13 protein-coding genes and 6 tRNA genes are annotated in these 19,325 nt (G+C 50.3%); 15 read left to right on the forward strand and 4 right to left on the reverse strand.

The features are described from left to right. Window positions 1–107: 107 nt before the first annotated feature. The 3 genes from chiP to nagE all read right to left on the reverse strand — a co-directional run bounded on the left by chiP (window position 108) and on the right by nagE (window position 6,367). Window positions 108–1,523, reverse strand: coding sequence for a chitoporin ChiP (gene chiP, locus EB241_RS14280; RefSeq protein ID WP_124233803.1), 1,416 nt, complete (start codon window positions 1,521–1,523; stop codon window positions 108–110). An 870-nt stretch (window positions 1,524–2,393) separates the two neighbouring features. Continuing rightward, window positions 2,394–4,061 (reverse strand): glutamine--tRNA ligase, encoded by a 1,668-nt coding sequence (gene glnS, locus EB241_RS14285; protein ID WP_124233804.1) that lies wholly within the window; start codon window positions 4,059–4,061, stop codon window positions 2,394–2,396. Between the two features lie 278 nt (window positions 4,062–4,339). Further along, entirely contained in the window at window positions 4,340–6,367 is a 2,028-nt protein-coding gene (gene nagE, locus EB241_RS14295) for an N-acetylglucosamine-specific PTS transporter subunit IIBC (protein ID WP_124233805.1), read from the reverse strand. A 325-nt stretch (window positions 6,368–6,692) separates the two neighbouring features. Here nagE and nagB point away from each other — a divergent pair, with 325 nt between their 5' ends. The 11 genes from nagB (at window position 6,693) to EB241_RS14350 (ending at window position 13,619) form a co-directional block, all read left to right on the forward strand. Next, a complete protein-coding gene (gene nagB, locus EB241_RS14300; RefSeq protein ID WP_124233806.1) occupies window positions 6,693–7,493 on the forward strand; it encodes a glucosamine-6-phosphate deaminase in 801 nt (266 codons plus the stop codon). Window positions 7,494–7,545: 52 nt separating this feature from the next. Further along, on the forward strand, window positions 7,546–8,685 hold the full coding sequence (nagA, locus tag EB241_RS14305) for an N-acetylglucosamine-6-phosphate deacetylase (protein WP_124233807.1): 1,140 nt from the start codon (window positions 7,546–7,548) through the stop codon (window positions 8,683–8,685). Between the two features lie 16 nt (window positions 8,686–8,701). Further along, the gene (nagC, locus tag EB241_RS14310; protein WP_124233808.1) at window positions 8,702–9,922 is read left to right on the forward strand and encodes a DNA-binding transcriptional regulator NagC; all 1,221 of its coding nucleotides are present in this window, start codon (window positions 8,702–8,704) and stop codon (window positions 9,920–9,922) included. Between the two features lie 32 nt (window positions 9,923–9,954). Further along, entirely contained in the window at window positions 9,955–10,707 is a 753-nt protein-coding gene (locus tag EB241_RS14315) for an HAD-IIA family hydrolase (RefSeq protein ID WP_124233809.1), read from the forward strand. Window positions 10,708–10,983: 276 nt separating this feature from the next. Further along, a complete protein-coding gene (asnB, locus tag EB241_RS14320; RefSeq protein WP_124233810.1) occupies window positions 10,984–12,657 on the forward strand; it encodes an asparagine synthase B in 1,674 nt (557 codons plus the stop codon). Between the two features lie 375 nt (window positions 12,658–13,032). Continuing rightward, window positions 13,033–13,109, forward strand: a tRNA-Met gene (locus EB241_RS14325). Window positions 13,110–13,117: 8 nt separating this feature from the next. Beyond that, window positions 13,118–13,202, forward strand: a tRNA-Leu gene (locus tag EB241_RS14330). 23 nt (window positions 13,203–13,225) lie between these two features. Then, window positions 13,226–13,300, forward strand: a tRNA-Gln gene (locus EB241_RS14335). Window positions 13,301–13,344: 44 nt separating this feature from the next. Continuing rightward, a tRNA-Met gene (locus tag EB241_RS14340) sits at window positions 13,345–13,421 on the forward strand. Window positions 13,422–13,428: 7 nt separating this feature from the next. Continuing rightward, window positions 13,429–13,503, forward strand: a tRNA-Gln gene (locus EB241_RS14345). A gap of 41 nt (window positions 13,504–13,544) precedes the next feature. Next, window positions 13,545–13,619 (forward strand) — tRNA-Gln (locus EB241_RS14350). A gap of 198 nt (window positions 13,620–13,817) precedes the next feature. On the opposite strand, the gene ubiF is transcribed toward EB241_RS14350, so the two are convergent. Next, on the reverse strand, window positions 13,818–15,008 hold the full coding sequence (ubiF, locus tag EB241_RS14355; protein ID WP_199737365.1) for a 3-demethoxyubiquinol 3-hydroxylase: 1,191 nt from the start codon (window positions 15,006–15,008) through the stop codon (window positions 13,818–13,820). Between the two features lie 180 nt (window positions 15,009–15,188). On the opposite strand from ubiF, the gene miaB reads away from it, so the two are divergent. From miaB to corC, 4 genes are all read left to right on the forward strand, one after another. Continuing rightward, window positions 15,189–16,613, forward strand: a complete 1,425-nt coding sequence (gene miaB, locus EB241_RS14360) for a tRNA (N6-isopentenyl adenosine(37)-C2)-methylthiotransferase MiaB (RefSeq protein WP_124233811.1) — start codon at window positions 15,189–15,191, stop codon at window positions 16,611–16,613. A gap of 210 nt (window positions 16,614–16,823) precedes the next feature. Further along, on the forward strand, window positions 16,824–17,888 hold the full coding sequence (locus tag EB241_RS14365) for a PhoH family protein (protein ID WP_124233812.1): 1,065 nt from the start codon (window positions 16,824–16,826) through the stop codon (window positions 17,886–17,888). Beyond that, the gene (gene ybeY, locus EB241_RS14370; RefSeq protein ID WP_124233813.1) at window positions 17,885–18,358 is read left to right on the forward strand and encodes an rRNA maturation RNase YbeY; all 474 of its coding nucleotides are present in this window, start codon (window positions 17,885–17,887) and stop codon (window positions 18,356–18,358) included. Before EB241_RS14365 ends, ybeY begins: the two co-directional genes overlap by 4 nt. Before the next feature lie 88 nt (window positions 18,359–18,446). Then, window positions 18,447–19,325, forward strand: coding sequence for a CNNM family magnesium/cobalt transport protein CorC (gene corC, locus EB241_RS14375; RefSeq protein ID WP_124233814.1), 879 nt, complete (start codon window positions 18,447–18,449; stop codon window positions 19,323–19,325).

Here is a 19,325-nt window from a genome sequence, read left to right on the forward strand (position 1 = left end):
GACTCTCGCGACTGAACGACATTTTTTGTGCACATACGCCAGGCAGTCATATGGCGATAGCGGGAAACAGAAATTTCTTTCGGGTTATCCCCCCTCAGCACTTGCGTTTATTTCGCGTGCTCAAAAACGGTAAATGGTGCGATCACCATAAACTTCACGTCCTTTTCATCCTGGAATACGTTGTGATAACCACCACTCCAGCTTGGGAGATCGGAGTGGTTGTGATAACGGGTATAGTGCAGTTTAAATAAGGTGCCTTTGGCCACGCCTTCCTGAATGGTATAGAGCAAATCAACATTCCACGCTGACTCACGCAGGCGCTGATCCTGATCATATGTAGGGTTGGTGGAGGGCCTGGCGTCCCAGCCATATGCATAAGAGGTTCCGATCGTCCAGCCGGGAAGCTGCCAGTTTTTGAGGTCATACATCACGCCAGCAAAAAGCGCTTTTTCACCGTTCGCGTTGAAGTCTGAACGGGAATCCCACCACACATCCAGCCGACCATTAGAGGTGGCATAACCCGGCGTCATACGTTGCAGGAAGAACCCCTGATTACCCTCGGCTTTAACCCAGGTGCCCTCCAGACGGAAGTCAAACGGGCCGGAACTGTAGCCAAATGTCAGAGCCTGTAGCCAGGCGAGACCGTCGTAAACATCATTAACATTAGAGGCCCCCCCGCTTTCTTTATCCTTCGCACCGTAAAACTGCCAGCTGGTTTTCAGGTTATTTCCGGCAACCGGGAAAGCATAAGAAACTTTTGTGAAGTACTGATCCATATAATCAGCAGCCTGACCAAATGCACCTTCCAGGACCAGATTATTTTTAAAGTCGTATTTCGCTCCGATGGAATGAAGATAGTTGATGCCGGTTACACCATCAGCTTTACGAAAGTTGTACATGTTGCGATACCAGGGTGATTTATATTCGTCCGTCCACATATAAGAAAGCGACAGTTCACCGGCATCATAAAAATCATAAACGGCACCAACTTCAACACCGCGGTACGTTCCGGGCAGAAAACTCCATTGTGGGGCCAATAAACTTTGTCCGGTTGGTTGTAAATAGCCACCGCGTAACCAATAATTATCATACTTAAATTTTACAGCTGCCTTATACAGACTTACACCACTGGTATCGCCATCCCACTTTTCTCCCCAGCGCCCTTTTGCATTACTGAAACCAATCTCATTGGGTGCCGCAGGCCCCGTACCGGATAATTCAACGGCACTGAATGCCCCTAAATCCAGCCCGATAAAGTCAGCGATATAACCGGACGAAAAATCAAGATTAGCGTTAAGCGTTGCGTGATGTAAATTTTGCTCATAGCGTCGGTATTGCTCGCTGTCTGTATCAAGATTCTTACGATCGCGATCGCGCTGCCAGTAATAGATCCCCCCCGTCAGGGATGAGTCGTCAATAAAACCAGCGGCCGATGCTTGCGGAAAATAACCCCCCCCGCTAATGGCGGAAAGAATTGCAACAGTAAGCACTAAAGGTTTTTTTTCAGTAAAAATCCCTGACATAAATCAGCCTCTCTTCCAAAAAGATATATTTCAGTTAATAGAATGTTGTTACCAATAAAAAATTAGTATTAATGACAGAATAAGCTCTGAATCAATGATATTTTTCGCGACGCGAATTATCAATTAATAGTGCATTTCATGCGATAAAATCATGACTCAGAACACATATCCATGCGGGATGTTATGCAGCCATTAACGTGAAATTATAAAAATGAATAAATTACCTATCCTGAATGCTAAAAAACAACAAAGAAAGTTTACAGAAGCTATATTTATCAGTAAAAAATAAAGCATACTAATACAGCTCACGCCGCTGATGATAGTACCAACCAGAAATAAGCATTAGCAGTGATTTGCTAAAATATCAGATTCACTCAGCAAACGACATGCAATTATTTACACAGATCGTTTATCTCTTTTTGGCAGAAATTAATAACGAATATACATTTACTTCCAGAGCTGTGGCCCTGGGATATCCAGAATAAAATGCAGTTTTCTTGTCAGAGTGGAGTAAATAGCATAAATACGTATATCGAAAGAATGCCCTCCGGCTGACACGCCAGCGACAGTCGCTTGCAGAGAAGACATACGCGGTCCGCAGGTATTGCCTGCCATGATAGCAAAATAGCAGATGAAACCGTCCTTAAAGGCGAGTGTTAACTATCATTCAACTCTTTTTAATGAATGCCAAACCGCACCGCATATTATTTTTTGCAATAAAACAGCATCGATACCCGGCCAGCGCGGTTCAAAAAGTAGCACACGGTGTCGTGCTGTTTTGCCAACAGATTTCAAAAAATCAGCGATTCGACTCACGGCCGCAAAAAAAAACGCAGCCAGAAGGCTGCGTAGGGTAGTTAATATGCAGAATTACTCGCCCGATTTAGCCCAGGTATCACGTAATCCAACGGTGCGGTTAAAAACCAACTGGTGTGGTGCAGAGTAACGGCTGTCAGCACAGAAATAGCCCTCACGCTCAAACTGATACGGGCTGGAAGGCTGTGCCTGCTGTAAACCCGGTTCAACAAAGCCCTGGCGGATAACCAGTGACTCAGGGTTGACCGTGGCGAGGAAATCCTCTGCCGCCCCAGGATTTGCCACGCTGAAAAGACGATCGTACAGGCGGAATTCTGCCGGACGCGCATGTACGGCGGACACCCAGTGAATAACTCCTTTTACTTTACGTCCGTCGGCAGGATCTTTACTCAGTGTTGCCACATCGCAGGTACAGAACAGGCAGGTAATGTTGCCCTCTTCATCCTTCGCCACACGCTCAGCTTTAATCACGTAGGCATTACGCAGACGCACTTCTTTACCCAGTACCAGCCGCTTGTACTGCTTGTTGGCCTCTTCGCGAAAATCAGCACGATCGATATAGATCTCGCGGCTGAAAGGCACCTCACGCATGCCCATTTCCGGTTTGTTCGGATGATTCGGCATGGTCAGGATCTCTTCGTGATTCGATGGCAAATTTTCGATGACAAGCTTAACCGGATCGAGAACCGCCATCGCACGCGGCGCGTTTTCATTCAGATCGTCACGAATACAGGACTCAAGCGATGCCATCTCGACAATATTGTCCTGTTTGGTCACGCCAATACGACGGCAGAATTCACGAACCGATGCCGCGGTATAGCCGCGACGACGCAGACCTGAAACCGTCAACATTCTGGGATCATCCCAGCCTTCAACGACTTTTTCTGTTACCAGCATGTTCAGCTTACGCTTGGACATGATGGCATATTCCAGATTCAGCCGGGAGAATTCGTACTGTCTTGGATGTGCCGGGATAGAAATATTATCCAGTACCCAGTCATACAGGCGACGATTGTCCTGGAACTCCAGCGTACACAGGGAATGGGTGATCCCTTCCAGCGCATCGGAAATACAGTGAGTAAAGTCATACATAGGATAGATGCACCACTTGTTGCCCGTCTGGTGATGGCTGGCAAACTTGATGCGATATAACACCGGATCGCGCATAACGATAAAACTGGATGCCATATCAATTTTAGCGCGCAGACATGCCGTGCCTTCAGCGAATTCACCGTTGCGCATTTTCTCAAACAACGCCAGATTGTCATCCACGCTGCGATCGCGATATGGACTGTGTTTGCCTGGCGAAGTCAAGGTACCGCGGTATTCCCTAATCTGCTCCGGCGTGAGTTGATCAACATAGGCCAGCCCTTTGTTGATCAATTCAATGGCGTAATGATGCAGCTGATCAAAATAATCAGAGGAATAACGAACCTTCCCCGCCCAGCTGAAGCCAAGCCACTCCACGTCATGCTTAATTGATTCGACAAATTCCAGATCTTCCTTCACCGGATTCGTGTCATCGAAACGCAGATTGCACTGTCCCTGGTAATCCTGTGCAATACCAAAATTGAGGCAGATAGATTTGGCATGGCCAATGTGCAGATAACCATTTGGCTCCGGCGGAAAGCGTGTGTGTACACTGTTATGCTTACCGGATGCCAAATCTTCGTCGATGATCTGACGAATAAAGTTACTTGGGCGGGCTTCAGCCTCACTCATCTTAATTTCCTCAGTAATACTATGGTAAATAATACCCTGAACACGTCGAGTTTCAGGAAGGCGGCAAGTGAAGGAATCACGATGAGCTTACTGCGGTGAGTGACTCAGGTGACTGAACGCAGCCAACGCACCTGCAACTTGAAGTATAACGGGTATAGTGCGCGAAATTACGGTGTATGATCCACAAAGCCGCTAAGGGAAACAACCGTTTGTTACTGGAATCCAATAAAAAAGGGCGGAAATCGCTTCCCACCCTTTAAATTACACGTTAATCGCCTTCAGCCTTTAATCCCAAAGAGTGGGCTTTCTCCGGCAACAACCTTTTCGTCGGCCAGCAGCGTAATACCATTGAACTCGTCGATATTACTGACCACCACCGGGCTTATCATTGAACGGGCATTGACATTCAGGAAATCCAGGTCCATCTCCAGCACCGGCTGTCCTGTGGTAACAACCGTTCCCTCCTCAACCAGGCGGGAGAAACCTTTACCATCCAGCGCTACCGTATCCAGACCCATATGTACCACCACCTCAAGCCCCTTGTCCGTTTCAAGGCAGAAAGCGTGGTTGGTGTTGAAAATTTTCATCACGGTGCCGTTTGCAGGAGAAACCACAATATTGCTGGTTGGCTTGATTGCCAGCCCGTCTCCCACCGCTTTAGAGGCAAAAGCGTCGTCAGGAACCTGCTCCAGAGCAACCACCTCACCACTAACCGGTGCAACCAGGGTAGTCAAAATGGTATCTGCCGCTGTCCTGCCGTTAGTCGTTGATGGCGCTGTCACTGGCACCGCAGGCGATACCGAGGTCGCGGCAACAGGACCTTTTGCCAGAACGGTTTTCATCGCAGAGGCGATCGTTTCTGCCTGCGTACCGACAATGATTTGCACACTTTCTTTATTCAGACGAATCACTCCAGAAGCCCCAAGGCGGCGGGCGACAGATTCATTGACGGCACCGCTATCCCGAACGCTGAGACGAAGACGGGTAATACAGGCATCAATACCGGTGAGGTTTTCTGAGCCACCAACGGCCGAAACATAGCGACGTGCCAGTGTCTCCGTCTGAGATTCATTATGATGCTGGCTGTCGACGTCGGCATCGTAGCCATCGCTTTCATCGCCATCCACCGCCAGTTCACGGCCCGGCGTCAGCAGATTGAATTTTTTGATAGTGAAACGGAAAACCACATAGTAGATAACAAAGAAGACCAGGCCCTGAGGGATCAGCATATACCAATGGGTAGCCAGTGGATTACGGCTCTGAAGTGCCATATCAACCAGCCCGGCGCTGAAGCCAAAACCTGAAATCCAGTGCATGCTTGCCGCAATAAAGACGGAAATACCCGTCAGCACCGCATGGATGAAATAAAGCACTGGTGCGACGAACATAAAGGAGAATTCAAGCGGCTCAGTAATGCCCGTAAAGAAAGCGGCAAACGCAGCAGCCAGCATAATTCCACCCACTTTGGCACGATTCTCAGGATGTGCGCACTGGTAAATAGCCAGCGCAGCTCCTGGAAGACCAAACATCATAATTGGGTAGAAACCAGCCTGATAACGCCCGGTGATGCCCAGCACCGCTTTGCCACTTTCCAGTGACTGTGCGCCGCCAAGGAAGTTAGGGATATCATTAATTCCGGCCACATCAAACCAGAACACAGAGTTCAACGCATGATGCAGACCAACCGGGATCAGTAAACGGTTGAAAAAAGCATAGACCCCCGCACCGGCAGAGCCTAGTTTTTGTATCTGTTCACCAAAACTGACCAGACCACCAAAGATCAACGGCCAGACATACATCAGAATAAAGGCGATCAGGATCATCACGAAGGAAACAAGGATAGGCACCAGGCGACGCCCGCTAAAGAAAGACAGCGCTTTAGGGAGTTCCACATGACTGAAACGGTTGTACATTTCTGCCGAAATAATCCCCACCATTATACCGACAAACTGGTTTTCAATTTTTCCAAAGGCGGCAGGCACCTGATCGACAGGAATTTTTTGGATCATGGCAACCGCGGCGGGAGAACAGAGTGTGGTCACCACCAAAAAACCGACGAAACCGGTTAAGGCCGCAGCACCATCTTTGTCTTTCGACATACCATAAGCGATGCCAATAGCAAACAGAACCGACATGTGCTCAATGATAGCGGAACCGGATTTAAGTAAAAGTGCCGCAAGAGCATTACCTGCCCCCCAGGCATCAGGATCAAGCCAGTAACCAATCCCCATCAGGATAGCGGCTGCCGGTAACGTCGCAACCGGCACCATAAGCGCCCGCCCTACTTTTTGTAAATAACTTAGCATGTTCCCTTTCCCCCTGCGAGGCACATTAAGGTACCTGTAACCGCATAGTATTGTTGTAACGGTAAACTGTTTATGGATGAGCTAAAACCAATATGCCGAGTGTAGAAAAAAATTAATTTTCACTGCAAATTAAAAGCGCTGTTTATGTGATTTTTATCATTAAAAAAGTACATTTCACCCGCTAAATTGTGGTCACCGAAGCAAACTTATTTTATGATTCGAAAAAATAGCACGGATTTTCTCACCGCAGATAACAAGCCAGGCTTAATCATCACCGCAGGGCTTTGTCAGATTCTTTTAAATTTAGCTTAAAGTGAGGTCATACATGAGACTTATTCCTCTGAACAGCACGACACAGGTCGGGAAATGGGCCGCGCGCCATATCGTAAACCGCATTAACGCCTTTGCACCTTCAGCAGAGCGCCCATTTGTTCTGGGATTACCCACCGGAGGCACCCCGCTGGAGGCCTACAAACATCTTGTTTCAATGCATAAAGCAGGCCAGGTTAGCTTCCGGCATGTTGTGACCTTCAACATGGATGAATATGTTGGTCTGCCAAAAGAGCACCCGGAAAGCTATCACAGCTTTATGTACCGTAACTTTTTCGATCATATTGATATTCAACACGAAAATATTAATCTTCTTAATGGAAATGCCAGCGATATTGACGCAGAATGTCGCCAGTACGAAGAGAAGATCCGCAGCTACGGTAAAATTAACCTGTTTATGGGCGGTGTGGGCAATGATGGCCATATTGCATTTAATGAGCCCGCTTCTTCACTGGCCTCACGCACCCGGATTAAAACCCTGACGCATGACACCCGCGTGGCAAACTCACGCTTTTTTGATGGTGATGTCGAACAGGTGCCCAAATATGCTCTCACCGTCGGCGTCGGTACACTGCTGGATGCAGAAGAGGTGATGATTCTGGTCACCGGTCATGTAAAAGCGCAAGCGCTACAGGCTGCGGTGGAAGGGAACGTGAACCATATGTGGACAATCAGCTGTCTGCAATTGCATGCCAAATCTGTCGTGGTCTGTGATGAACCCTCCACCATGGAACTGAAAGTGAAAACCGTAAAATACTTCCGCGAAATGGAAGCGGAAAACATGAAAAACATTTGATTTATCAGTATATTGCCAACCACCAGGAAGCAGATAATGCCGGGAGAACACTATGTATGCTTTAACCAATGGCCGAATCTACACCGGCCATGAAATCCTTGATAACCATGCTGTTGTGATTGCAGGCAGTCTGATCGACAGCGTTTGTAAATCAGCTGACCTGCCCGCCAACGTGCCAACGCACGATGTCAATGGTGCGCTGATCGCTCCCGGCTTTATCGATTTACAGTTGAATGGCTGTGGTGGCGTGCAGTTTAATGACGATCTTGCTGCCATCAGCACTGAAACCATGACGGTCATGCAAAAAGCCAATGAAAGGTCCGGCTGCACCAGCTTTTTGCCAACGCTGATTACCAGCAGCGATGAAATGATGAAGCATGCGGTTGAAGTAATGCGGGCTTATCTGGCCCAGAATAACAATCAGGCGTTGGGCCTGCATCTTGAAGGTCCCTGGCTGAGTCCGCGTAAACCCGGAACGCACAACCCCGCAGTGATCCGCACCCCGGAGCCGGCACTGGTCAATTTCCTTTGTGAGAATGCCGACGTTATCAGTAAAATCACGCTGGCACCTGAGCAGGTCGACAGCACGGTTATCCGCCAGCTGCACAATGCCGGTATTGTCATTTCCGCCGGACACTCGCATGCTACCTACGATGAGGCTCGTCGTGGCATTGCTGCTGGCGTCAGCTTCGCAACACATTTGTATAACGCCATGCCCGCCACTAGCGGCCGCGAGCCGGGACTGATCGGTGCGTTGTTCGATTCGCCCAATGTCTGGTGCGGCATTATTGCCGATGGCTTTCATGTTCATTACGCTAATATCCGTAATGCCAAACGCATTAAAGGGGACAAGCTCATCCTGGTCACCGATGCCACCGCGCCAGCCGGTGCAACCATTGATCGGTTCATTTTTGCTGGAAAAACAATATACTATCGCGATGGACTTTGCGTTGACGATCAAGGCACGCTAAGTGGTTCTGCCCTGACTATGATTGAAGCTGTAGCGAACAGTGTCGAACATGCAGGGATTTCCCTGGATGAAACGTTACGAATGGCAACGCTTTACCCAGCCCGCGCAATCGGCGTAGATCATAAATTAGGTTCTGTCGAAGCAGGCAAAGTGGCAAACCTGACGGTGTTCACCCGAGACTACAAAATAATCAAGACCATCGTTAATGGTAACGAGGTCTAACACGAGCAGATACTGAATGACCACTGGCGGCCAGTCTCAAATAGGAAATGTCGATTTAGTTAAGCAGCTCAACAGCGCAGCCGTGTATCGGTTGATTGACCAACAGGGTCCAATATCGCGCATACAGATTGCGGAGCACAGCCAGCTCGCCCCCGCCAGTGTCACCAAAATTACCCGCCAGCTGATTGAGCGAGGACTGATAAAAGAAGTGGATCAGCAGGCGTCAACAGGTGGTCGTCGCGCTATCTCCATCGTTACCGAAACCCGTGGCTTCAATACTGTCGGCATACGCCTGGGGCGCAGTGATGCCACCCTGACGCTGTTTGATCTCAGCGGCAAATCGCTTGCACAGGAAGATTATCCACTGCCGGAAGCGTCACAGGATACGCTGGAAAACGCCCTGTTTGATGCCATTGCTGACTTTTGTGCGTTGCACCAGCGCAAGCTGCGTGAACTGATCGCCATTTCGGTCATACTTCCGGGTCTGGTGGACCCGAACAGTGGTGTCATTCGCTATATGCCGCATATTCAGGTTAATCACTGGCCACTGGTCGCCAGATTGCAAAAGCGTTTTAACGTCACCAGCTTTGTCGGCCATGATATCCGTAGCCTGGCGTTGGCAGAGCACTACTTTGGCGCATCCCGCGATTGTTCAGACTCCATTCTGGTGCGTGTTCATCGCGGGACGGGTGCCGGGATCATCGCCAATGGTCAGGTTTTCCTCGGCAGTAACGGTAATGTAGGTGAACTGGGGCATATTCAGGTCGATCCGCTGGGAGAACGCTGTCACTGTGGTAATTTCGGCTGTCTGGAAACGATTGCCGCTAACACCGCTATCGAAAACCGCGTCAGCAATCTGTTAAAGCAAGGCCACCAAAGCTCACTGACGCCGGAGACGTGTCAAATGTCGGAGATCTGCAAAGCGGCTAATCGCGGGGATGCACTGGCAGTAGAAGTGATTGAACATGTTGGCCGTCATTTGGGTAAAGCCATTGCGATTGCGATTAACCTGTTTAACCCACAAAAAGTGGTCATTGCAGGAGAAATTATTGAAGCAGAGAAGATCCTGCTGCCAGCGATTGAAGGCTGTATCAACACTCAGACGCTGAAGTCCTTCCGCACTAATTTGCCGGTGGTGCGTTCAGAAATCGATCACCGTTCTGCTATTGGTGCCTTTGCGCTGGTAAAACGCGCCATGCTTAATGGGGTCTTATTACAACACTTATTAGAGAGTTAATGAGCGCATTAACCCGCACGGACGGTGAAATAATGACTATCAAAAATGTGATTTGCGACATCGACGGTGTACTGATGCATGACAATACCGCGGTGCCGGGAGCCAAAGAGTTTCTGCAACGCATAATGGCAAAGGAAATGCCGCTGGTCGTGCTGACCAACTATCCTTCACAAACCGCCCCCGACCTTGCCAATCGTTTTGCTTCTGCCGGTATTGAGCTGCCAGACAGTGTTTTTTACACCTCCGCGATGGCAACGGCCGATTTCCTGCGGCGTCAGGAGGGCAAAAAAGCCTATGTGGTGGGAGAAGGGGCATTAATCCATGAGATGTACAAAGCGGGTTTTACCATTACCGATATCAATCCTGATTTTGTGATCGTGGGTGAAACACGCTCTTACAACTGGGAAATGATGCATAAAGCCGCTTTTTTTGTTGCCAACGGCGCGCGCTTTATTGCCACCAATCCTGATACCCACGCGCGTGGATTCGTGCCAGCCTGTGGTGCGCTCTGTGCAGGGATCGAGACGATTTCGGGACGGAAACCTTTCTACGTCGGCAAACCCAGCCCGTGGATCATCCGGGCCGCGCTGAACAAAATGCAGGCGCATTCAGAAGAGACGGTGATTGTCGGTGACAATCTGCGCACCGACATCCTGGCCGGTTTTCAAGCCGGGCTGGAAACGATTCTGGTGCTGTCTGGCGTTTCAACACTCAGTGATGTGGATGCAATGCCCTTCCGCCCCAGCTGGATTTTTCCCTCCGTCGCAGATATTGACATCATCTGAACCCGGCCCGGCCACTCCGCCGGGCAAGCCCTGTTGTCATCGGTTATTTTTCACCCGTATCAGGCAGAAAAATGCATTTTATGCAATTTTCACCCTTATTCATTGAATAAACATCAACACTTAAGGGTTGAAGACAGACTATTTCTCATAAAAAAGCTAAATGACTTGCATCAACAGGGCAAGATAGCGCATTTTCTTATGCATCAGGCGAACCCTTCGTCAGTCATATTCACTTTATCACCATCACCGTTCAGGGATGCCGTCAGGGAGTTAACTATGTGTTCTGTATTTGGAGTATTGGATCTTAAAAGCGATCCTGTTGAACTGCGTAAGAAAGCGCTGGAGCTTTCCCGTCTGATGCGCCATCGTGGCCCGGACTGGTCCGGTATTTATGCCGATGATCACGCGATTCTGGCTCACGAACGTTTATCGATTGTCGACGTCAACAACGGTGCACAGCCTCTCTACAATGCCACCCACACCCATGTTCTGGCCGTCAACGGTGAAATTTATAACCACCAGGCGCTGCGCGCCAAACTGAGCGACCGCTATCAGTTCCAGACTGAATCTGACTGTGAGGTTATCCTCGCGTTGTATCAGGAAAAAGGCGTGGACTTCCTTGATGATTTGCAGGGGATGTTCGCCTTTATCCTTTATGACACCGAAAAGAACACCTGGCTGATTGGCCGTGACCATATTGGCATTATTCCGCTGTACATGGGTAATGATGAACATGGCAACCTGTTTGTCGCTTCCGAAATGAAAGCGCTGGTACCGGTATGTAAGACGCTAAAAGAATTCCCACCGGGAAGTTATATGTCCAGCACCGACGGCGAAGTCCATCGCTACTGGCAGCGTGACTGGTTCAGTTATGATGCCGTTGAGCACAATGTAACGGATGCGGCAGCACTGAAAGATGCGCTGGAAGAATCCGTCAAAAGCCACCTGATGTCAGACGTGCCTTACGGTGTTTTACTTTCCGGTGGGCTGGATTCCTCCATTATTTCGGCAGTCACTAAAAAGTTTGCCGCCAAACGTATTGAAGATCAGGATAAGAGCGAAGCGTGGTGGCCGCAGCTTCACTCCTTCGCTGTTGGTCTGGAAGGCTCTCCTGACCTGAAAGCCGCTAAATCCGTTGCCGATCATCTGGGTACCGTGCACCACGAGATCCACTTTACGGTGCAGGAAGGCCTTGATGCTATCCGTGATGTTATCTATCACATTGAAACTTATGATGTCACCACCATCCGGGCATCCACACCAATGTATTTGATGTCCCGTAAGATCAAGGCAATGGGTATCAAAATGGTGTTATCAGGCGAAGGTGCTGATGAAGTATTTGGCGGCTACCTCTACTTCCATAAAGCGCCAAATGCCAGAGAGTTTCACCAAGAGAACGTTCGCAAACTGCTGGCACTGCATATGTTCGACTGTGCCCGGGCGAACAAAGCGATGTCTGCCTGGGGTGTCGAGGCCCGCGTTCCCTTCCTCGATAAGAAGTTCCTTGATGTGGCGATGAGAATCAACCCGGCGGATAAGATGTGTGGTGCCAACGGTAAAATGGAAAAACACATTCTTCGCGAGTGTTTCTCCTCTTATCTGCCTGAGAGTGTTGCATGGCGTCAGAAAGAGCAGTTCTCCGATGGCGTCGGCTATAGCTGGATTGACACGTTGAAAGAAGTCGCTGCGAAGCAGGTAAGCGATCGGCAGTTACAGACCGCTCATTTCCGCTTCCCGTACAATACGCCAACCTCAAAAGAAGGCTATCTGTACCGTGATATTTTCGAACAGCTGTTCCCGCTTGCCAGCGCCGCAGAATGTGTACCGGGCGGCCCTTCCGTAGCCTGTTCATCGGCCAAAGCCATCGAGTGGGACGAAGCATTCAAAACGATGGACGATCCGTCAGGGCGTGCTGTTGGCGTGCATCAGTCAGCCTATGCGGTAAAATAAATCCAGCGTTTCAGGTTACCTCATTTCATGGGGTAACCTTTTTTTCTGATCAATACTCCTCTTTCTGTCGCCCTCTTCCCGGGCCTTTGTGCATCATTGCATGAACTTCATGTGACGCCACAGCATGTCATCATTCCCTCAACGCCACGACAAAATAAAGGGCAAACCGATCGAGTGCATTTGTTAATGCGTCCGCTCAGCAACCGTAAAAGGATGAAAAAAAACCGCTGACTGGTGGTTTAATCACCAGGCTGGTTATAAGCCAGACAAACGAATCGGTTCCGGGCAAAAACAGGAAAAAATTTGTTGACGCTTCCAGGTCAACTCCGCATAATGCGCCCCGCAACGCCGTTGAAGGTAACGCGAAAAAAAGATGGCTACGTAGCTCAGCTGGTTAGAGCACAGCACTCATAATGCTGGGGTCACAGGTTCGATTCCCGTCGTAGCCACCATCTTTTTTGCGGGAGTGGCGAAATTGGTAGACGCACCAGATTTAGGTTCTGGCGCCGCAAGGTGTGCGAGTTCAAGTCTCGCCTCCCGCACCATTTCCATAAACGGTTTGCACGGATGGGGTATCGCCAAGCGGTAAGGCACCGGTTTTTGATACCGGCATTCCCTGGTTCGAATCCAGGTACCCCAGCCATTTTTTCCTCAGGGAAAAAGATTACGTCTTGCAGCAGAAAATCTGGCTACTTAGCTCAGCTGGTTAGAGCACAGCACTCATAATGCTGGGGTCACAGGTTCGATTCCCGTAGTAGCCACCAAATTTATTGGGGTATCGCCAAGCGGTAAGGCACCGGATTCTGATTCCGGCATTCCGAGGTTCGAATCCTCGTACCCCAGCCAGACATTAAGACGATTTGCAGAATAAATCGCAACAGCATTATTGGGGTGTCGCCAAGTGGTAAGGCTCTGGTTTCTGATACCAGCATTCCGGGGTTCGAATCCCTGCACCCCAGCCAATCAGTAAAAGCCCGCCAGAGAGCGGGCTTTTTTAGGTTTCATGCTCAACAGCAGCAGACATCCGCTGACGATGGCAATAAGGCAGCAACATGTGGCCGCCTTTCAGCTCAGTTCACTATCGCGGGCTTTTCGGATCAATGATAAATCAGCCCGGTGTTGGCAACCGCTCTGTTTTCATCCTGATGTCACCCCTCAGACTATCCCTTCTTCAGACCCAGCGCATAACGTAAAGCCTGCCGTTTCAGTACCCCGGAGCGTTCAGCCATCATTAGCCCCACATTGCGCACCAGACGAACAGGCGCAACGGAAGTGCTGAAAGCGAAATAAAACAGGTCCATGCCGCTTTGCATTAACAGATTATCTTTCAGCCGTTGACGCTGGTAACGCAACAACACATTTTCTGAATACCACGCTTCTGCCCGCTCCCGTGACGCCGACAACGTTTCGATCAATGCATCCACATCACGATAGCCCAGATTCACCCCCTGCCCGGCCAGAGGATTGATCGTATGGGCTGCATCCCCCACCAGAGCCAGCCCAGGTAACACATAGCGGCTGGCGTGGCGGCGAGTCAGCGGAAAAGCGCCGGCAGCCACCGGCGTAACTTTTCCTGCGCGGTGAGGAAAATGCGCCACAATCTCCTGCTGCAACTGAGCCATATTCATCGCCTGCAACTGGCGGATACGCGACGGGCTGTCATACCAGACCAGCGATGCCCAGCGGTCGAACAGCGGTAAAAATGCGCGCGGTCCGTCTGGCGTAAACTGTTGCCACGTACAGTCCCCGGCATCGTCTTCCCTACGCACGCTGATTAACATACAGGACTGCGCATATTGCCACCCCCGAATGCCAATGCCCGCCAGCTGACGGACCTGCGAGTTGGCGCCATCTGCCCCCACCACCAGCCGGGTGTGAAGGATCTGACCGTTGTCCAATGTCAGCTGCCATCCCCCGTTAACCGACTGCAACCCTTTCAGTTTCGTGGGTGAAATCAGTCTGACTTCCTGCTGTGCAAGCCGCTGCCATAGCGCCAGCTTTAGCACACTGTTCTCCACCATATATCCCAGCGCCGACAAACCCAGCGACTGCGCGTCAAATGCCACCTTTGCACGCTGCCACTCCCAGGTTTCCAGCTTACGGTAAGGTGCACAGCGCATCGCCTGAACCAGTGGCCAGACTTGCAGACGTTTGAGCAAATCCACCGAAGCCGCACCAATGGCGGAAATTCTTATGTCCGGTGCACTTTTCTCATCAAAATCGGCGGGCGGCTCCTGCTCAAGCACCACCACACTGAATCCTCGCGCTGCAAGCCCGCTGGCCAGCGCCGCGCCGACCATTCCGCCGCCGACCACGGCAACGTCCCAACACTGTGTTGTCTCAGTTATCATTTTCCCGTCCTGTGGACATCTGGTCCCCTTCTCCCGGCATCTCAAAGGGCTTATTCTGTTCCCCTTAGTGTACCGGAATTTTGCGGGCCAGTTTGAAAAGCCGCGTATGCTGGTCACAACCCCAGCAAAGCATTACAATACGCGCCCTGAACTCACTTCTGCATGATTAATGGCAACCAGATGACCAAAAAACTGCATATTAAAACCTGGGGCTGTCAGATGAATGAGTACGACTCATCCAAGATGGCTGACCTGTTGAACAGCACCCACGGGTTTACCCTGACCGATGTGGCAGAAGAAGCTGACGTTCTGCTGCTTAATACCTGCTCCATTCGTGAGAAGGCACAGGAAAAAGTGTTCCATCAGTTGGGACGCTGGAGAACGCTCAAGCAAGCCAATCCCGATGTCATTATTGGCGTGGGAGGATGCGTTGCTTCACAGGAAGGCGATCATATTCGTCAGCGGGCAAACTTTGTCGATATTGTGTTTGGCCCACAGACGCTGCACCGGTTACCGGAGATGATCAACACCGTGCGCGGCTCCAAAAGCCCGGTGGTGGATATCAGCTTCCCTGAAATTGAAAAATTTGACCGTTTGCCGGAACCACGCGCAGATGGCCCCAGCGCCTTCGTCTCAATTATGGAAGGGTGCAATAAATACTGTACTTTCTGTGTAGTGCCCTACACCCGCGGCGAAGAAGTGAGCCGTCCCTGCGACGATATTCTGTTTGAAATTGCCCAACTGGCGGAACAGGGCGTGCGGGAAGTTAACCTGTTGGGGCAGAATGTAAATGCCTATCGCGGGGAAGACTATAACGGCGATCCGTGCTCATTTGCCGATCTGCTGCGCCTGGTCGCAGCGATTGACGGCATTGATCGTATCCGCTTCACGACCAGCCATCCAATTGAATTTACGGATGATATTATTGCCGTGTACCGCGATACGCCGGAACTGGTCAGCTTCCTGCATCTGCCAGTCCAGAGCGGTGCAGATCGCATCCTGACGCTGATGAAACGCGCCCACACCGCGCTGGAATACAAAGCCATCATCCGTAAACTGATTGCCGCCCGCCCGAACATTCAGATCAGTTCAGACTTTATTATCGGTTTTCCGGGTGAAACCCAGCAGGATTTTGAGCAAACCATGAAGCTGATTGGCGACGTCAATTTTGACACCAGTTACAGCTTTATCTATTCCGCCCGCCCAGGCACGCCAGCGGCTGATCTGCCGGATGACGTATCGGAGGAGGAGAAAAAGCAGCGTTTGTGGATCTTGCAAGACCGTATCAACCAACAGGCAATGGCGTGGAGCCGCCGGATGCTGGGCACCGTACAGCGTATCCTGGTGGAAGGTACTTCACGTAAAAATGTCATGGAACTGTCTGGCCGTACAGAAAACAACCGCGTGGTGAACTTTGAAGGTACACCAGAAATGATCGGCAAATTCGTCGATGTGGAGATCGTGGATGTTTACACCAATTCGCTGCGAGGCAAAGTGATCCTCACCGAGGATAAAATGGGCCTGCGCATGATTGAAACCCCGGCTTCGGTGATTGCGCGTACACGTAAGGAAAACGAGCTGGGCGTCGGTACTTTCCAACCCTGAGCCTGTGTTCTGCGGCGGATCTCGCAGGTTCGCCGCGGCAAAACAGTAAATTGCCCTTGCTTTATCCAGACCGCACCCAAATATCATTTTCTGTGCTTGTGAATTAGCACACTGCCGTAAATAATTCTCTCATGGCTTTTCCTCCGGCAACGGGCGCTAAGTCAATGAAAAACATTCTCAACCTGGCCCTGAGTGACCCATAGGATTAGTTTGAATATTGAAACACGCGAAATCACCTTAGAGCCCGCTGACAATCAACGTCTGATGAGCCTGTGCGGTCCGTTTGACGATAATATCAAGCAGTTGGAACGTCGTTTAGGGATCGAAATTAACCGCCGCGATAACGCGTTCAAACTGGTTGGCAAGACGCTGATTGTAGATGCGGCCGCCCATATTCTTCGCAACCTGTATGTCGATACGGCACCGATGCGGGGCAATATTGCTGATATCGATTCTGAACAGGTCCATCTGGCCATTAAAGAGAGCCGCGTGCTGGAACAAACAGCCGAGAGCGTCCCGGAATATGGCAAAGCAGTAAACATTAAAACCAAACGTGGCGTGATTAAACCGCGTACGCCCAACCAGGCACAGTACGTTGCAAACATTCTCGACCATGACATCACTTTTGGTATCGGACCGGCAGGTACAGGAAAAACGTATCTGGCTGTCGCGGCAGCGGTGGATGCGCTTGAACGTCAGGAAGTACGGCGGATCCTGCTGACCCGTCCGGCCGTTGAAGCCGGTGAAAAACTGGGCTTTCTTCCAGGCGACCTGAGCCAGAAAGTCGATCCTTACCTGCGTCCACTGTACGACGCATTGTTTGAAATGCTGGGTTTTGAACGAGTGGAAAAACTGATTGAGCGCAACGTGATCGAAGTGGCCCCACTGGCCTATATGCGCGGTCGAACGCTTAATGATGCTTTTATCATCCTTGATGAGAGTCAAAATACCACCATTGAACAGATGAAGATGTTCCTGACCCGTATCGGTTTTAACTCCAAAGCGGTTATTACCGGCGATGTTACGCAGACAGATTTACCACGTAACCTTAAATCCGGTTTGCGTCACGCTATAGAAGTGCTTTCTGAAGTCGAAGAATTAAGCTTTAACTTCTTCCACAGCGAGGACGTGGTACGTCATCCCGTGGTCGCACGGGTGGTTATTGCTTATGAAGCCTGGGAAGCTGCCGATGAGAAACGCCGTGCGGCCGCGACAGAACAACGTAAACGTGAAGCGTTGGCAATGCAGCAGTCCACCTCGCAGGAGCCAGAATGAGTAGCGTAATCCTCGATTTGCAGCTTGCCTGTGAGCAGCCGGAAGGACTGCCAGCAGAATCCGATTTTCGTCACTGGCTGGAGGCGGTACTGCCCCAGTTTCAGGCGGAGAGTGAAGTGACTGTCCGCGTGGTGGATGAAGCAGAAAGTCATCAGCTGAACCATACCTATCGTGGCAAAGATAAACCCACCAACGTACTCTCCTTTCCCTTCGAGGCCCCTGCGGGTATTGAATTAGCACTGTTGGGCGATCTGGTCATCTGTCGCCAGGTCGTGGAACAGGAAGCAAAAGAGCAGGAAAAACCCTTGCTGGCCCACTGGGCACATATGGTGGTGCACGGCAGCCTGCATTTACTGGGTTATGACCATATTGAAGATGATGAAGCCGAAGAGATGGAGTCTATTGAAACCGAGATAATGCTTGCTCTTGGTTATAACGACCCGTACATTTCCGAGAAGGAGCTACTCTGAGCAGGCTAATCAGCCGCCATTACCCTCCCCTGGCTGCGAACAGGGTGGAAACTTTTAATCATGACAAGAGCGACTAAACAATAACGCCATGAGCGATGATCACTCCCAGAACAACGACACTCCCGGCAGTAAAAAGGGATTTTTTACCCTTATTCTCAACCAGCTGTTTCACGGTGAGCCGAAAAACCGCGATGATTTGCTGGAGCTGATCCGCGATTCTGAGCAAAATGACCTCATCGATCCAGACACCCGTGACATGCTTGAAGGGGTGATGGATATTGCTGAACAGCGCGTGCGCGACATTATGATCCCCCGCTCACAAATGATAACCCTGAAGCGAAACCAGACGCTGGAAGAGTGCCTGGAAACCATCATTGACTCTGCCCATTCCCGATTCCCGGTGATCAGTGAAGACAAAGATCATATTGAGGGCATTTTGATGGCAAAGGATTTGCTGCCTTTTATGAGCAGTGCATCCCCGCCCTTCAGTATTGAAAAAGTGCTGCGTCCTGCGGTGGTCGTCCCCGAAAGTAAGCGTGTTGACCGGATGCTAAAAGAGTTCCGCTCCAAGCGTTATCACATGGCGATTGTGATTGATGAATTTGGTGGCGTTTCCGGTCTGGTCACTATCGAAGATATTCTTGAACTGATCGTTGGCGAAATTGAAGACGAATATGATGATGAAGAAGATCGGGATATTCGTCAGCTTAGCCGCCACACCTATACTATCCGCGCACTTACCCCAATTGAAGACTTTAATGACGTATTCAACACCCACTTCAGTGATGAGGAAGTGGACACCATAGGTGGTCTGGTGATGCAGGCGTTTGGTCATCTACCGGCACGGGGTGAAAGTGTTGAAATCGACGGCTATCAGTTCAAAGTCGCGATGGCCGACAGCCGTCGTATCATTCAGGTCCATGTCAGGATCCCAGAAAACTCGCCGCAACCGATTTTGGAAGAATAA

Origin of the sequence: Erwinia psidii, from assembly GCF_003846135.1 — a bacterium.
GTDB lineage: Bacteria > Pseudomonadota > Gammaproteobacteria > Enterobacterales > Enterobacteriaceae > Erwinia > Erwinia psidii.

Bases quoted from the DNA above. Each gene is read 5' to 3' on its own strand.
- chiP (WP_124233803.1), bottom strand. From the start codon at position 1,523: ATGTCAGGGATTTTTACTGAAAAAAAACCTTTAGTGCTTACTGTTGCA.
- glnS (WP_124233804.1), bottom strand. From the start codon at position 4,061: ATGAGTGAGGCTGAAGCCCGCCCAAGTAACTTTATTCGTCAGATCATC.
- nagE (WP_124233805.1), bottom strand. From the start codon at position 6,367: ATGCTAAGTTATTTACAAAAAGTAGGGCGGGCGCTTATGGTGCCGGTT.
- nagB (WP_124233806.1), top strand. From the start codon at position 6,693: ATGAGACTTATTCCTCTGAACAGCACGACACAGGTCGGGAAATGGGCC.
- nagA (WP_124233807.1), top strand. From the start codon at position 7,546: ATGTATGCTTTAACCAATGGCCGAATCTACACCGGCCATGAAATCCTT.
- nagC (WP_124233808.1), top strand. From the start codon at position 8,702: ATGACCACTGGCGGCCAGTCTCAAATAGGAAATGTCGATTTAGTTAAG.
- EB241_RS14315 (WP_124233809.1), top strand. From the start codon at position 9,955: ATGACTATCAAAAATGTGATTTGCGACATCGACGGTGTACTGATGCAT.
- asnB (WP_124233810.1), top strand. From the start codon at position 10,984: ATGTGTTCTGTATTTGGAGTATTGGATCTTAAAAGCGATCCTGTTGAA.
- ubiF (WP_199737365.1), bottom strand. From the start codon at position 15,008: ATGATAACTGAGACAACACAGTGTTGGGACGTTGCCGTGGTCGGCGGC.
- miaB (WP_124233811.1), top strand. From the start codon at position 15,189: ATGACCAAAAAACTGCATATTAAAACCTGGGGCTGTCAGATGAATGAG.
- ybeY (WP_124233813.1), top strand. From the start codon at position 17,885: ATGAGTAGCGTAATCCTCGATTTGCAGCTTGCCTGTGAGCAGCCGGAA.
- corC (WP_124233814.1), top strand. From the start codon at position 18,447: ATGAGCGATGATCACTCCCAGAACAACGACACTCCCGGCAGTAAAAAG.